Origin of the sequence: Rhodopirellula sp. MGV (assembly GCF_002251265.1) — a bacterium.
GTDB classification, from domain to species: domain Bacteria; phylum Planctomycetota; class Planctomycetia; order Pirellulales; family Pirellulaceae; genus Stieleria; species Stieleria baltica_A.
Window position 1 is genome coordinate 212,489 of record NZ_NPDI01000028.1, and the last position, 15,006, is coordinate 227,494.

The 15,006-nt window shown below is 55.2% G+C and carries 9 protein-coding genes; 5 read left to right on the forward strand and 4 right to left on the reverse strand.

The genetic code is table 11. The features are described from left to right. Positions 1 to 47: 47 nt before the first annotated feature. The gene (locus CGZ80_RS09805; RefSeq protein ID WP_094413798.1) at positions 48 to 773 is read right to left on the reverse strand and encodes an ABC transporter ATP-binding protein; all 726 of its coding nucleotides are present in this window, start codon (positions 771 to 773) and stop codon (positions 48 to 50) included. Positions 774 to 799: 26 nt separating this feature from the next. Further along, a complete protein-coding gene (gene smpB / locus CGZ80_RS09810) occupies positions 800 to 1,309 on the reverse strand; it encodes an SsrA-binding protein SmpB (protein ID WP_094413800.1) in 510 nt (169 codons plus the stop codon). A gap of 276 nt (positions 1,310 to 1,585) precedes the next feature. Between smpB and lipA the strand changes: the two genes are divergently transcribed. Together lipA and pckA are read left to right on the forward strand one after the other, a co-directional pair. Further along, positions 1,586 to 2,506: a lipoyl synthase gene (gene lipA, locus CGZ80_RS09815; protein ID WP_094413802.1), complete on the forward strand. Its 921-nt coding sequence runs from the start codon at positions 1,586 to 1,588 to the stop codon at positions 2,504 to 2,506. Between the two features lie 217 nt (positions 2,507 to 2,723). Beyond that, positions 2,724 to 4,313: a phosphoenolpyruvate carboxykinase (ATP) gene (gene pckA / locus CGZ80_RS09820; RefSeq protein ID WP_094413804.1), complete on the forward strand. Its 1,590-nt coding sequence runs from the start codon at positions 2,724 to 2,726 to the stop codon at positions 4,311 to 4,313. 57 nt (positions 4,314 to 4,370) lie between these two features. Here pckA and CGZ80_RS09825 read toward each other — a convergent pair whose 3' ends face one another. After that, positions 4,371 to 11,996: a tetratricopeptide repeat protein gene (locus CGZ80_RS09825; RefSeq protein WP_158222638.1), complete on the reverse strand. Its 7,626-nt coding sequence runs from the start codon at positions 11,994 to 11,996 to the stop codon at positions 4,371 to 4,373. 254 nt (positions 11,997 to 12,250) lie between these two features. Further along, a complete protein-coding gene (locus CGZ80_RS09830) occupies positions 12,251 to 12,805 on the reverse strand; it encodes a DUF4870 domain-containing protein (RefSeq protein WP_094413808.1) in 555 nt (184 codons plus the stop codon). A 269-nt stretch (positions 12,806 to 13,074) separates the two neighbouring features. Here CGZ80_RS09830 and CGZ80_RS09835 point away from each other — a divergent pair, with 269 nt between their 5' ends. The 3 genes from CGZ80_RS09835 to CGZ80_RS09845 all read left to right on the forward strand — a co-directional run bounded on the left by CGZ80_RS09835 (position 13,075) and on the right by CGZ80_RS09845 (position 14,909). Continuing rightward, positions 13,075 to 13,347 (forward strand): RNA-binding S4 domain-containing protein, encoded by a 273-nt coding sequence (locus CGZ80_RS09835; protein ID WP_409994536.1) that lies wholly within the window; start codon positions 13,075 to 13,077, stop codon positions 13,345 to 13,347. A gap of 226 nt (positions 13,348 to 13,573) precedes the next feature. Continuing rightward, on the forward strand, positions 13,574 to 14,104 hold the full coding sequence (infC, locus tag CGZ80_RS09840; RefSeq protein ID WP_094413810.1) for a translation initiation factor IF-3: 531 nt from the start codon (positions 13,574 to 13,576) through the stop codon (positions 14,102 to 14,104). Positions 14,105 to 14,114: 10 nt separating this feature from the next. Next, positions 14,115 to 14,909 carry a Nif3-like dinuclear metal center hexameric protein gene (locus tag CGZ80_RS09845; protein ID WP_094413812.1) on the forward strand — a complete coding sequence of 265 codons (795 nt, stop codon included), beginning with the start codon at positions 14,115 to 14,117 and terminating at the stop codon, positions 14,907 to 14,909. Positions 14,910 to 15,006 lie beyond the last annotated feature (97 nt).

Sequence of the window (15,006 nt, forward strand, 5' to 3'; positions counted from 1 at the left end):
GTTGGCAGGCGTGAGGGAGCTAAAGTGCAAGCTTCGTGGTGATGCGATCACGGCGTTGATTGGAGGACGCGGTTGAGGTCTTCCAAGCGGTCAACGCGTGCGAAGCGTTCGGTGACTGGCATCGAGTGAGTCACCATCATCAGTGCAATCTTTTCGTCGCGACAGGAGTTAATGATCAGGTCCAGCACGCTGTCGGCGCTGGCGGGGTCGACGTTTGCGGTCGGTTCGTCGGCAAGCAACAGTTTCGGGCGTCCGGCGAGAGCGCGGGCGATTGCGACACGCTGTTGTTGGCCAACCGAGAGTTGACGTGGGCGATAGTTCGCGCGGTCCGCCAAGCCGACTTTACCGAGCAGGTCACGGGCACGTGTGATGTCGACGGGGCGATTGCCGAACGCCATGCCCAGTTGAACGTTTTCAATTGCCGAAAATGCGGGCAGTAGATTGAATGTTTGAAACACGTACCCGATGGACGCCGCACGCAAGCGGTCGCGGCCTTGTTCGGACAGCTTGGTGGTTTCGATATTGCCAACACGAATGCTGCCCGATGTCGGGGTGAGCAGCCCGGCAATGATGTGCAGCAGCGTGGTTTTGCCGCCGCCGCTTTCACCGATCAGGGCCAGTTGTTCGCCGGCGTCGATCGTGAGTGATTCGATATCCAGCACGGTCAGTTTGCCACCGCCGGGTTGGTCGAACGTCTTGATCAGATCGCGGATCGCCAAAACGTGCGAGTTGAGTTGCGTGGTATCCGTCGGGTTGGATTCGTCGTTTTGCATGGCGATCAAACTTCGTTAGCGGTTGGTTAACCTCGGCCTCGCATCGCCCGCTGGAGGCCGCGGTCGGAGTCGCGTTTTTTCAGCGTCTCGCGTTTGTCGTGGATCTTCTTGCCTTTGACCAACCCCATCAAGCACTTGGCGATGCCGCGTTCGTTGAAGTACACCTTCAGCGGGATCAGTGTCAGGCCGCGTTCGTGGGCACGTCCGGAGAATTTGTTGATCTCGACCGCGTGCAGCAGCAGTTTGCGAGGCCGGCGCGGGTCATGGTTCCACATGCCCGCGTTGTTGTAATGGGCGATGTCGGCACCGATCAGCCACAACTCGCGATCTTTTTCGCGGATGTGTGCTTCGTCGAGCGACAGCTTACCTTCACGCATCGACTTGACTTCGCTGCCCATCAGCATCAGTCCGCATTCGATCGTGTCAAGGATCTCGTAGCGGTGTCGGGCTTTGCGATTCTCGGAAACGATTGTGATTGTTGGGCCAGCCTTTTTAGCGGACGCGCCCTTTTTCGATTTAGATTTGTTCTTCGCCATGGTGGGGGGGATTGTATCCGCAGAAGGCCTTTTGGGTATTGCCCCCCGGCAATTGGGGACCCTGAGGAAGGTCGGTCAGCCCGATTAAGGCAACTTGAAGGAATTGTCCGTTGCCAGCAAGTCCGATGAATCGGTTTAGTGACTGTATTGACGTCTTTAGATGGCAGCGAAGTTTTGCCTTCGCCGATTACCCATTGCTCCTGCTGACCTTTCACTACAATACCGCAGACGAAAGAGTTCGCATCTGGTTCACGCAAAACACGATTTTTTACGTTCATGGCATTCCGTTTACCTGTCGTCGCCGACCCTGAAATCCCCGAAGGAACTGATCTCAGCGGAAGCGGTCGACTGCCACGTTGGTTGAAACGACCGATCCCCAAAAGCAACGCCAACCACATGACGGCGGGGTTGCTCGACGAGCTCAAACTGGAAACGGTTTGCGACAACGCGAAGTGCCCCAACCGCATGGAGTGTTACAGCCAGCAAACGGCGACCTTCATGATCTTGGGCAATGTGTGCACACGTCCGTGCGGATTCTGTGCGGTGCACCGCGGACGCCCACCGGCGATGCCGGAAGCGGACGAGCCCGAACGTGTTGCCGAAGCCGCCGCGCGATTGGGGCTGAAGCATGTGGTTATCACCAGCGTGACTCGCGACGATCTGCCCGATGGCGGTGCCGATCACTACTACCGTTGTATTGTCGCGGTTCGCGAGCGGACCGGTGCGACCACCGAAGTCCTCACGCCCGACTTCGTGAATTGCCGTGATGCACTGAAACGGGTCATTGATGCGGCCCCAACCGTGTTCAACCACAACATGGAAACGGTGCCACGTTTGTATCGCCGCGTTCGCGGTCCCAAAAGCGAATACGCATGGACCTTGGGCATGATGAAGAAGGTCAAGGAATACAATCCGCAGGTCAAAACCAAAAGCGGTTTGATGTTGGGCCTTGGCGAAGAACGCGGCGAGTTGCTGGACGCGTTGGCGGACATGCGCGAGTACGACGTCGATTTTCTGACCTTGGGCCAATACTTGCAGCCGGGCGAGAAATACTTGCCAGTGGTCCGTTATGTCCCACCTGAAGAGTTCGAAGAGCTCGCCGAAATCGCCAAGGGGATGGGATTCAAAAAGGTCGCTAGCGGCCCATTCGTCCGCAGCAGCTATCACGCTCGCGACATGGCCGAAACAGAAATCTAGTTTCGAGCTTTCTTTTGCGGTGGTGGTGTCGAATCATTCCCACCACCGCTTCTTGTTGCCGCCAAATATGCAATACTGATCGCCCTTCTCGGCGTGTTGGCGTGCCCGCGTGCTTCTTGCCGAGCGGACCGGTTGCGGCCAATACCGCAGCATCTCTATTCATCGACCTTTATGGTTTGGCAAAAGATCTGACGAACATCAGAGCTGGGAGAGCACAATGTTTGATCTGTCTCAATACGAAATCGACGTCAACAAGATTTTTCGAAACGCCTCGCCGGCGGCACTCTACGAAGAAGCTCTCCGCTACGAAAAGAACGCGACGCTGGCCGACACCGGGGCCTTGATTGCATACTCGGGTGATAAGACCGGACGGTCGCCGAAAGACAAACGCATTGTCAAACATCCCGAATCGGAAAACGACGTTTGGTGGGGCACCGTCAACATCGGATTGGACGAGCAGGTGTTCTGCGTCAACCGTGAGCGTGCGATCGATTACCTCAATACACGCAATCGGTTGTATGTGTTGGACGCGTTCGCCGGCTGGGATCCTAATTATCGGATCAAGGTCCGTGTGATTTGTGCACGGCCCTATCACGCGTTGTTCATGCACAACATGCTGATCCGGCCGACACGAGAAGAGCTGGAAACGTTCGGCGAGCCCGATTGTGTGATCTTGAACGCAGGCGCATTTCCGGCCAACCGATACACCACCGGGATGACCAGCAAGACCAGCGTGGACCTGAGCCTGGAACGTCGTGAAGTCGTGATCTTGGGTACCCAGTACGCCGGCGAAATGAAGAAGGCAGTGTTCACACTGATGAACTACCTGATGCCAAAAGCGGGTGTACTGCCGATGCACTGCTCGGCAACCTGTGATCCCGAAACCAACGCATCATCGGTCTTGTTCGGTTTGTCCGGCACGGGAAAGACAACGTTGTCAGCGGATCCCAAGCGTGGTTTGATCGGCGACGACGAGCACTGCTGGACTGACGATGGCGTCTTCAACATCGAAGGCGGTTGCTACGCCAAGGCGATCTACCTGACGCGTGATGCCGAGCCACAGATTTTCGACGCCTTGCGATATGGCGCGGTGCTGGAGAATGTCGTCTACGACCGTGCCGATCACCACGTCGATTTTGACAACAGCTCGATCACCGAAAACACTCGTGGTGCGTACCCGATCGACTACATTCCCAATGCTTCGATCCCCTGCATTGCGGGACAGCCAACCGACGTGATCTTTTTGACCTGTGACGCGTTCGGCGTGTTGCCACCGGTCAGTCGTCTGACGCCCGAGCAAGCGGAATATCACTTCATCAGCGGATACACCGCAAAAGTTGCCGGGACCGAAGTCGGCGTGACCGAACCAGAAGCAACGTTCTCGCCTTGTTTCGGCGGCCCGTTCTTGGTTTGGCATCCCGGAAAATACGCGGAGTTATTGTCCGAGCGGATTCGCCGTCACAATGCCAACGTTTGGCTGGTGAACACCGGTTGGAGCGGTGGCGCCTATGGCGTCGGCAAGCGAATGAGCCTTGCCTATACGCGAGCGATCGTGGACGCGATTCACCGTGGCGAACTCAAGGACGCGCCGACCGAACGTGAGCCATGCTTCGGTTTGAATGTCGTGACGGAGTGCCCGAACGTGCCCAGCGAAATCTTGCTCCCGCGGAATACTTGGAAAGATCCATCCGCGTACGACGCAACGGCCAAGAAGCTCGCGGGCCTGTTCCACAGCAACTTCGAAACCTATGCCGACGGCGTCACTGACAAGGTGCTCAATGCCGGGCCGATGAAATTGGATTCTTAGTTCCTGGCCAGAGAGACAGAACCTTCGCTGCCGAACCATGATTCGGCAGCGCCCCGGTCAAAAGCCAAACGCTTTGAAAATCGATTCGACTTGATTGCCGAATTGCTGGCCGAACGTTTTCTCGTCCTTCACTTCGGCCGACGTCGTGAATAACTGTCTTTCGATACGTCGTGCGATTTCGCGGTGTCGGCTCTGGGTGTAGTGATCGGATCCGATTAGCTTCTGTACCCGTGTTAGCAATTGCGATGCAGTGTGCACATCCTCTTTGTCGAATTGGTGTGGGCGGCTGACGACGGGCCAGAGCGTCCGCACGCACAAGTCCACTCGATCGCTTTTTTCCCACGATTCGAGTTGGTCTTGTTGCGTAATCGTGTAGGTGCCGTTGTTTGAAACGATTGCCGCGTCCACTGCTGGCAGGACTTCGTTCAAGGATTTGGCGAAGGCGTTGATCGCCAACGTTTGCATGGCAGTGTCATCGGTCGCAAAGGCGACATCGACGATGATCGCGCATCGCAAGCGATCCGCATCGCCACTCGCTTCGATGGATCGCAATTGTTCAATCACTTGCGAAGACGTTCCGGCTTGCTGTGCCAGATTGGCGAGGGCGAGTGAAACCGAGCGGATCTCCCAAGTCGTGTTCGAGTTGTAGTTGTCATAGGCTTGTTCTGACGCAATCCGTTTCGCATAAGCACTGTTTGCAATCGATTGGTTCTGCGGCGCGAGCACTGTCAGGACAGTTTGGGCAAGTTTGTCAGCCAATTCTGCGTTGTTGTTGGTCGGAGATTCTTCGGTATCGTGGGCGTCGATCGACGGGGAGCAGATGTCGTCCAGGCCAAAGGGTTTAGACCACATCGCAACCGTGCTTAACAGCATGTCTGTCACTTCAATCTGCCCCAACAAGGAGGCGTTTTGAGTAGGATTGGAGGACTGATTGGTCTTCAGGGCAAAGGGGTCGGAATCGTTATTTAGGGATCGAGTTGGTAGCCCATTTCGCAATGCGATTTCGACGGCTCGGCTGGAATCAACGTAGTCGCCTTTTTCTGCAAGGCCTTTGGCGATGCCGAAGCAAAACTTGATTTCCGACAAGTTGAGCGTGGAGAGTGAATCGGCCCGTTGCTCGATCAGATCCAGTGAATCGAGGATCTGTTGTTTGTTATGGCCGCCAAACGCCATGATCGCGAGTTGGAGTGGTCGTTCATTCGTTTGATTGGCAATCATCGCGAGTGGTTTGGAAAGCGATTCGATGACTTCGGTCGCACTGGGGTGCTCCGATTGATGCGCGACGATTATGGGGACCAGCAGGTCGTGCAGGTTTTCTAGCGATTTTTGATTCCCGCTTTCGACAGTTTCCGTTAACTCAGCTTCGCTAGGGATCGTCGCAATGACGTTCGTCAATGATTCGGTGACATCGATTTCGGAAGCCGGTGTCGAATGTAATTCAAGGACGAGTTGTAAGAGGCTTAGCGTACGGTTGTCCGGTACGGATTCGCTGGTTTCTCGGACCGTGTTTTTGAACGCTTGAATTGATTCACGCCCTGCTTCTGTTTGCTTGGCATAGCGAAGGGCAAGCAAGATGCATGGGAGATTGTCGGTTCGTGTCGGTTCGGGGATCGGTGTGTCTAATAACGCTGAATCCAGGTCATTGGGGTGCTCTGCGATATGAAGACGGAAGGCGTCGAGGTATTGGATGCCGGTTTCAGCGGTCAATCTTTCTTTCGCCTTGTCAGATGCGGACTGCGTTCGCGCATGCATGTCACCTCCACCCCAACGCTGCGCCTTTCCGAATTTATCGGGTTCAGCCAAGAGACATTGGTAAACGGCAAACGATTCGATCGCGAATTCTTGCCGAGCCATCGATTCGGCGAGGTTGATCGTTTCATTGATGTCTTGGTAATCGCCATATCCGGGGTTGCTGACATTGTCCTGTGAATGATCGATCGTTTGGAAAGCGTTCCACATGATTTGGTGGGCTTGCCAACGGAGTCCGGCTTGGGAGTAGAGGTCTGCAAGCCGAGCAGAGGGTGTCAGGTTGAACGAGTTGTAGAACAGGTTCGGATCATGATTGGCGACGTCAAAGATCGAACGAAGCAATGCGTTCTTTTCCTCGATTGGGTGTTTTGAGGATTCAAGCGCCGAGCCAAATTGCCAGATCATGGTTTCGGAGGCGTGTTTAACGAGTTGTTCCCGTTTGTCTTGGAATAGACCGCGGATGACTTTGACGGCCTCATCTCGTTTTGGGGCGTCGTCGATCTGGTCGTTGGCAACATCGATCAGTGCAAGAAACAGTTGTGCCGCGTAACCACTCGACTCGGGATACTTATCGATTGTCTGTTGGGCATGTTCGCGCAGTCGTTTCCCGTATTGTTCACTCCGATTGGCAATCTCTACTAGCTCTTGAAGAGCGCCGGTGACTTGGCCGAGGCTTGAGTAAGATTGGATTCGCCAAAAGGATGAATCTTTCGCAAAAGAGTCTTCGGCACATGCCGCTTTGACGAGGGCTTCGTCGATTTCGGGCAAATTGGGACGTTCCGATTCTGGGATTGATTGAAGAATCGCCAGCAGGTAGGTATCGGCGTCTGTACGAGTCAGCATGCGTCTTGCAAATTGTCGTTTCGGTTCGGAGAACGATTTTGCATTTCGCCCCATGCGAAGTAATTCGGAAATTCGATATCCGGGAAATGCATTCGGTGGAATTTGGTTAAGCAGTTCGAATGCAAAATCCGTCTCGGCAAGCTGCCGCGCCGGTGAGTACATGTCATAGAAATCGCGCTGCATCAAATTTGGATTCTTGGCCCATGCCATCAAGTAGTACCGGACGGCCTCCTCGTAATTTCCAGATTGTTTGAATGCTTCGGCCTGTGCGATCAGCAGTTGAGGTTGCGAAACTTTGTCGTTCTTGGCGATCCGTTTCGCCAGTTCGTCAGCCTGGGTTTTCTGTCCCGCCGCTGTATAAAGTTCCATCAATTCGTTGATCGCACGAACGGATTGCGGGGCTGACTCGACACGGCGTTTGGCGCGTTCGGTCAACGGATCGAGTTTATTCGCCTTTTTTAAGACCGAGACCACTTGTCGGCGGTAGTAGTCGGCGTTTCCTGATTGTGTGCGTCCACTGTTGAGGCGACGTAGAACAGAGTAGGCAACCTCGGCGGCGGCCTCTTCATCGTCATTTGCCAAAAACGCATTGGCGATTTGGATTTCGGTGCGTTCGTCTTTTTTACGTTGCCCGCGTAAACGCTGCATCATCGCCTTGGCTTGTTCTGGCATGCCTAGGCGGCGCATCTGTTCTGCCAATGCGAGCTGGGTGTTGGTGTCAATTCTCAATCCAAACAGACGCTTCGCCGCTTTGCGAGCGCGGTCTGTGTCACCGATTTGCGAGGCAATGTTCATCGCCGCCATCTCAGTGCGGGTGAGCATGTTGCTGTCGAGCGATTCGATGTTGTTCAGTTTTTCGAGTGCGAGCGCAGGTTGGCCGATTTCACAGGCCAAACGAGCTTGTTCGATTTTTAAGTCAATGTCGTCGGGGTACCGCTCGCAAAGTTGATTGAGGCGTTGGTAGCAGCCCGCCGGATCTTCATTCCACCAATGGGCGTAAGCGGCAAGTACATCGCGAATTTTTTGTTCGCGTTCCGTCGCGCCGGGAACTGGCTGATCAAGCCACGCGACCATCGCGTCTTCGATTTTGAAGGTTGGTTGGCCAGATGAGTTTTCTAAGGTCGGCAGAAAGCTGCTGAATTCACGAATGACGTTTTCCGGCAACACCTCCGGAACGAGTGGGCATTTGACGTACACGCTGTAGTACCCACCACTGCGACTGCGTACATACACATAGCAAGTGCCATCCGTTAGCGACGTACCGCGTGAATTGCTCTGCGGTTTAGCATTGCAGGCTTCGGCGAGAATCGCTTGCAAGAATTCGAACTTGTGTTTTTCAAAAAGCTCCTGGCCTGAAGCCTTTCCGTATCGGAGTGTTCCGATCGTGCCTTGGATTCCAGCGTTTTGATAGCCGCCGCTCTGTTTGTCATTGCGACTTGCCGGAAGCAATCGTGGGATGAGTGTTTCGGCTGGTTCGCGTCGGTCGATCGAAAGATAGAAATTGATCGCCGTCATCAATTCGGCGAATGGTGCGTCTTGGGCTGGCGGGGTAATCGCGTATTGATTGGCGAGTTCCGTCTCACCACGCCGCGTGTGGAGGTGGTCGAGGATCATCCGATACTGCATCGCCGTATGCCAGTCGGATTTCGATCGCTTTGTGACGTCGCGATTGAGTTTGGCTTCGGCGTCGCGATAAAAACGTTTCACCAGTTCGATGCGACTCGCTGGCAACGGGGCGTCGTCGCCCGAAAGAGTTTTGTCTTGAACAGCGAAGTTGAACAACATGTTTCGCAGGAGTTGTTCGGCATGTTCGGGATCCAATTCGGCAAGCCGCCACATGCGATCGGTTTCGCCTTGCCGGTCAGCTTCGGTGTAGTGTTGTTTTGGTGAGGATCTTGTCAGGTAAGTCAAGCTGTTTTCGATTCCACGGAAGTCCCAAAGCACGACCGGGTCTTCAATTTCGTCAGTCTCACCGGTTGCGTATTTCGTCGTCAGCAGGTCATAGATTTGTTTCGACGCTTCGCTATCAGGTTCCTTTTTCGCGATCATGGCAAAGTGCAGCGTGGCCGCCATCACTCGCGCGTGTCCGAAATCGTTTGGCATCGCCAACTGGTTGGATGACGATGACGAATTGCTATAGGTTCCCAGATGCAGCAGACGCGCTAGCGGGTAATAGTGGTTTGACCATGACTGCGGGTTGTACGACTGGTTCGATTTTGACGCATTCGGACCTGCGGTGCGGCGGAATGCTGTTGGCGGTTTGGTTTCTACTGGGAGATCCAGTGCACGGACTTCTTCGACCAGTTCAAGTACCCGTTCGAACGCGACGAGTTCGGCATCGCCGTCAGTACCGTCGGTCGGTTCGAACGATTGCGGGCTTAGGAGAAGCAACTGTGCGAGTTGTAGTTTGATGTCCCATAAGCTGGGGTCACGTCGCAAAGCGGCTTCGCAGATCGCAATTGCGGTTTCGTAGTCCATCCGGCCGACGGAGCCGCGGATCATTTGGCCCAGGTAATGCGGATCGGCGCCAATGGCCAAGCGATCGTTTAGCGCGGTGTCGATGTCGATCAAGTCGGCATCAAGTTGCAGTTGAATCAGCTTGATGCGATTTTCCGGGGTGTCTTCCAAGCTGACGATGCGTTCCTGAAAGGCCGCGGCTTCTTCGAGTTCGATCGCGAGGTCGCAGACGCGAACCATGTTTTCGAGCAGTGGCACGTCTCTCGGAGAATTGACCACCGCCGATTCGAGCGTCTTTATGGCCGCACCGTAATCTTCAATCGTTTCGTAGGCGGCCGCGATCAAGACGACAAGCGATCGTTCATCGACTTCGTCATTGCGCATGTCTTCGATGCGGCGGATCATTTCCGGAATGTCCGTTTTGCGATCGTAAAGCGGCGCAAGGTTTTGAACCAATTGCAATTGCTCATCCAGTTTGCTGGCGTATTGCATCGCTTGCCAGTAAACCTCGATCGCTTCATCGGTTCGGTAGCGATCGGCGAACGCGGATGCCAGCATTCGCCGGCTGGTGTTGTCACGCGGGGCGATCGACATCGCTTTGCGAAGAGCCGTGATGGCGGTGTCGTCGCGACCGGCTCGGAACGCATTCCGGGCCAAGAACTGGTAGGACTCGGAGCTCGCCGGATTGGTGTCGATCAACTCCTGGCAGGTTTCAAATGCGTCGTCGGTTTGTCCCAGTCGCATTTGTAAATCAGCGAGGTGACGCAGATGATTGGTTTTGAATTGTCCGTCGAGATTTGCAAGTCGTCGAAACTTTTCGACGGCGTCAGCCATCCGGTTTTGCCGTTCGGCAATTTCGGCGGAGATCAACAAAATGTCGACCGAGTCGGGCGATTGCTGTAGAGCTTGATTGATCGCTTCATAGGCCGCGTCCAGGTCGCCAGCGGCGGCGTAGAGCAACGCAAGGACACGCAGGTTGTTCGGTGTTGCTTCGTCCTGGCGGAGTGATTCGATTTGTTCTTGCAGCGTACCGGCGAGTGCGTACGTTGTGATCCGATCACGAAGTAACTGTTCTTTTTCGTCTGGCGATTCGGCGAGTGTTTCTGCTCGGTCCAAGCTCGCGAAGGCTGCGTCGATCTTGTCTCGTTCCCGCAGCGTTTTGGCAAATTGCAACTCTTGTTCGAAGGTCAGGTCGAGACTGGATGCATCTTGCCAAGCTTTGAGCGAGAGATCGTCCAGCTCAAACGTACGAAAGATCTCGGCAAGTCGAACGAGCGAATCACGTGATCGGCGGCCGTCAGCGGCGAGCGACTCCCATGCCTCGATTGCCTCGTCTTTCCGATCGAGTTCAAACAAATATTCGCCAAGGTATTCGCGGTACTGGGGCGTTTCAGGGGCGACCTCGACAGCTTGCCGGTACAGTTTGATCGCAAGTTCACTTCGTTCGATCGAGCGGAACGCATCGGCAACTTGGGCGAGGATCACGGCGTCATCGGGGCGTGCTTCGGCCAGGCGGTTCCAAATTTCGATCGCGATGTCTTGGCGTTCACCGAGTGGGCGTTGTTTGTCAGCGAGAACGGTTTTTCCCCAACGCATCAGGTAGTCAGGGTTGCTCGGATCCAGGTCGACAAGTTTTTCGAATTGGTTCGCGGCCGCCGCCAAGTCGTCCTTGCGTTTCAGGACCTCGATCAGGGTCAGTCTGACTTCGGAGTTTTCGGGAGCCTTCTCAAGAGCTGCAAGCAGCGTCGTTACGGCGTCATCGAGCCGTCGCGAATTGATGTAAATGCGGCCGAGACGGATTTGTAGTTCGAGATTGTCTGGTGTAGCGGCGAGTTTTGTTTTGTAGTACTCGGCCAATGCGTCATAGTCACCCGATTTCAAAAAGCCCTCTTCGATGCGTTCTCGAACGTTCGCATAAAGCCAGCTTCCCGGACGCAATCGGTTCAGAATTAGTTCGAGATCCTCGGTGCTTTCGTCATGACGGCAAAGTTGGCGTTTCATTTCGGCAGCTTGAATCCCGAAGGCAACTTGTTGTTCGGGTTGCCTCGCGGAGCTGGCGAGTTGTTGATAGCGTGCCAAGGCAGATTCGTAGTCGCCTTCTTCGGCAAGGGTGCGCGCGATTTGGCCGCCGACTTTTACATCGCCCGGAAACAGTGCTTCCAGTTTCGTCCAGACCTGCAGGGCTTTTTCGTTCAAGCCGGCGCGACCATAGAGACGTCCCAGTTCGGTAAACATTGCCAGGGCTTCGTTGCGAGCTGGGTTGCGGTCGATCGCCCGCTCCATTGCCGCTGCCGCGGCTTCGTTTTGACCGATTGCCAGCAAGCTTTTGCCCAGTTGGTAGCTTGCCATCGCGTCGTCAGGCAGCAGCGTTTCGGCCTTTTCAAATGCGTCGACTGCCAAGCTAGTGTTGCCGCGTTGCGACTGCAGCAGTCCCAGAATCATCTGGTTGGCGCCGGCGTCGGGGGCATCGTCGGCGACGTCAAGCGATTGAAGTAGCTCGTCCAAGCTGCCGTTTTGAACGTGATAGCCGTACACGCGGTCGAGAGCTGTTCCCGGACGCGGTCGACGTCGAAGCACCGTCATAAAACGTTCGGTCAATTCCGCTTGCTTGTCAGCGACTTGTTGGGCAGACACCGAAGAGAGCGGCGTTGGTGACACGTCCGCGACGATCATCGCCGCGACGGCGAGCGACGCGAAAAATTTGATCGAATTTGTGTTCGTATCAAAAAGACGAAAGCCTCTTATGCGCATAGCGAAATCCCAGTCGGGGGCAGCGGTGATCGTCGATAGGCCAGCCACCAGTATGGCGGTGGCTGAGCACGAGGGGCAACTTGAATTTAGACAGCTTGGCTAAATTTCGAGCCGGCCCGCGTCTGGTTCGGATGCAATCAGTCTTCTTCGAAGAAGCGGATCGCGAGCGGATATGACCACAGGATGTTGCGGTTTGTTTTGATGGCGGCGATGATCGGAAACATGATGCCCAGTAACGCCAACACGGGGATAAACAGGAATCCGACGAAGAAAAAGCACAGCACGGCGATCAGCATGCCATAGATCAATTCGCTGATCAGCCAGTTCATCATTCGGTTGCCATGTCGGCGTACCAAGTCAGATTGTTCTTTGCCGATCAGCCACATTCCCACTGGAACAAACACGCCGAGCATCGACATCACCAGCAGTTGTGAAAGGTGCATGAGCGTGCAGAACGTTTTTTCGTCCATGCCCAGCACTTGGCCATCGTCGGCGAAGTGGTACTGGTTCTGATTCGAATGCGGGGCAGAGTACGGAGCAGAATATTGGGCGTTGCCTTCACCAAATGAGTCGTACGAATGGTTGGGCGCGCCGCCCAAGACCCTGCGTTTCGCTTCGTCAAATTCTGCCTCGGTCAGACTGCCTTGGTCGCGAAGACGTTGCAGACGGTCGAGTTCATCGGTGATGGACATGTGGCTCGCTAGGTGAGATGTGATTTGAAAAACGCTAACAGTATGTTGCCCAAATTGGCTTTGATCAGGGCGCGAACTTCCGTCTCGGACGCATCGGGTTTCGGTAGCTGAGTCTGCCGGTTGTGACCAAACGCCCGATCAGGGCGATTGTTTCGCCGAGAAAACGTTGGATAATCGTAGGGGTGTAAACGGCCGAAGAAAGAAGCGACGCAGTGTCGTGGGCGGCGTTTATTGTTCCTCTTGCGAATCGAGTGATTCAGATTTTGACGATGTCTTCACCTGATGACCCAGTCAAGCCCGAAGAGCAGTCTCGCCCCGGCGAATTAGCGTCAGATCTGACCCCGATGATGCGACTCGACGACGTTTTAAAACGCGCCGGATGGGTTGGCACAGGGGGGCAAGCGAAGCTGTGGATCCAGGATGGCGAGGTTACCGTCAACGGAATCGTCGAAACCCGACGTCGAAAACAGATTTTTTTCGGCGATACGGTTGAGGCGATGGGCGAAACCTTGGTTTTGGATGCCACGTTTTTTGATAGTTAGGCGAATTCTAGGGGATTCGGGCGGTTTCACTGTTGACGCTCGCGGATCCGCCATCGGATACTTGTCCCTTCGAGAGGTCTACTGCCGGACCAACCGGCACTCTCCCCCCATTCGTTTCCGCCGATTGGTGCTGGCAACGCCACCACAACGCGCCACACTGACGGATGGGGGACTACCGATTTCAAAAATGTCCGGGTTGCCAGCCGGCAGGAGATGAACGTTTTAAGTGGCATTGGCACGAAGAAACAACCAGCCAGACAACCGCGATACGGTTCGTATCAATTCAAACATCCGAATCAGTCCCATCCGAGTCGTAAGTGAGACCGGAGAGCAGCTTGGAGTGATTCCGACCGACGAGGCGCTCGACCGAGCGCGTGATGTCGGGCTTGATCTTGTGGAGGTCGCACCTAACGAGCGCCCGCCTGTCTGCCGTATCATGGATTACGGTAAGTACAAGTACGACAAGAACAAGAAAACGAACCGCAACCAAAGTCATACCAAGACCAAGGAAATTCGGTTGCGCCCAAAAACCGGCGACGAAGATATTCGGACCAAGATCCGTCGCGCCGAGAAGTTCCTCCAGCACAAAGACAAAGTGCAGGTCAGCGTCTTGTTCCGAGGCCGTGAAATGGCCCACATCGAAGAAGGCCGAAAGGTCATGGAACAAGTGATCGAGTTGCTCGAAGAAGTCGGTAAAATCGAAACCGCTCCGCAGCAACACGGCAAGCGAATGATCTGTATGATCGCTCCGAAGTAGTTCACCGAGCATGTCCACGTCGCTCCAAGATGTCTGCCAGCACTTGGCACTGATCGCTCCGCTCGCGTTAGCGGAGTCTTGGGATAACGTCGGGCTATTAGTAGGTGATCGCGCCTCTGCGGTCCAAAATGTTATGACCTGCCTCACCGTGACGCCTTCTGTCGTCACCGAGGCTGTCGAATCGAACGTTGATCTGGTGGTCACGCATCACCCGGTCCCCTTTCGTCCGCTCTCGAAAATCACAACCGACTCGCTGACCGGCGAGATGTTGTGGCGATTGATCCGTTCGGGTGTCGCTGTGTACAGCGCCCACACCGCCTTCGATTCCGCTGGCGATGGGATCAATCAATCCTGGGCAAAGCTGCTCCATTTGACGTCGGTCGGACCGATTATCGATCCTGAACCCGGGCACGAGCTCGGTGCAGGCCGCGTCGGAGTTCTCCCCGCACCCACCGTTGCACGCGAAGTCATCGAACGCTGCGTCTCGCACGTCAATGCCGTCGGCCCGCGATATGTCGGACCCATCGACCGAACCGTTTCGCGAGTCGGGTTTGCCTGCGGCAGCGGCGGTTCGTTCGTCGCCAAGGCCCATCGCCGCAGGTGCGAATTGCTGATCACCGGTGAAGCGACCTTTCATCAATGTCTCGAAGCCGAGTCGTTCGGTATGACGCTCGCGTTGATCGGTCATTACTACAGCGAGCGATTTGCGATGGAGCGACTCGCAACGCAACTCGGCGCCCATTTTCCAGAGCTGAATGTCTGGGCAAGCCGCAATGAAACCAACCCCGTGCACCCGCTGGGCTAATCGGCTCGGTCGCATTGGATTTGCCTACGGGGCGCTTCTCGTCGGCGTCGTCGCACAAAAAAAGCGGCCCTGAAATTCAGAGCCGCTTGATCGGAGT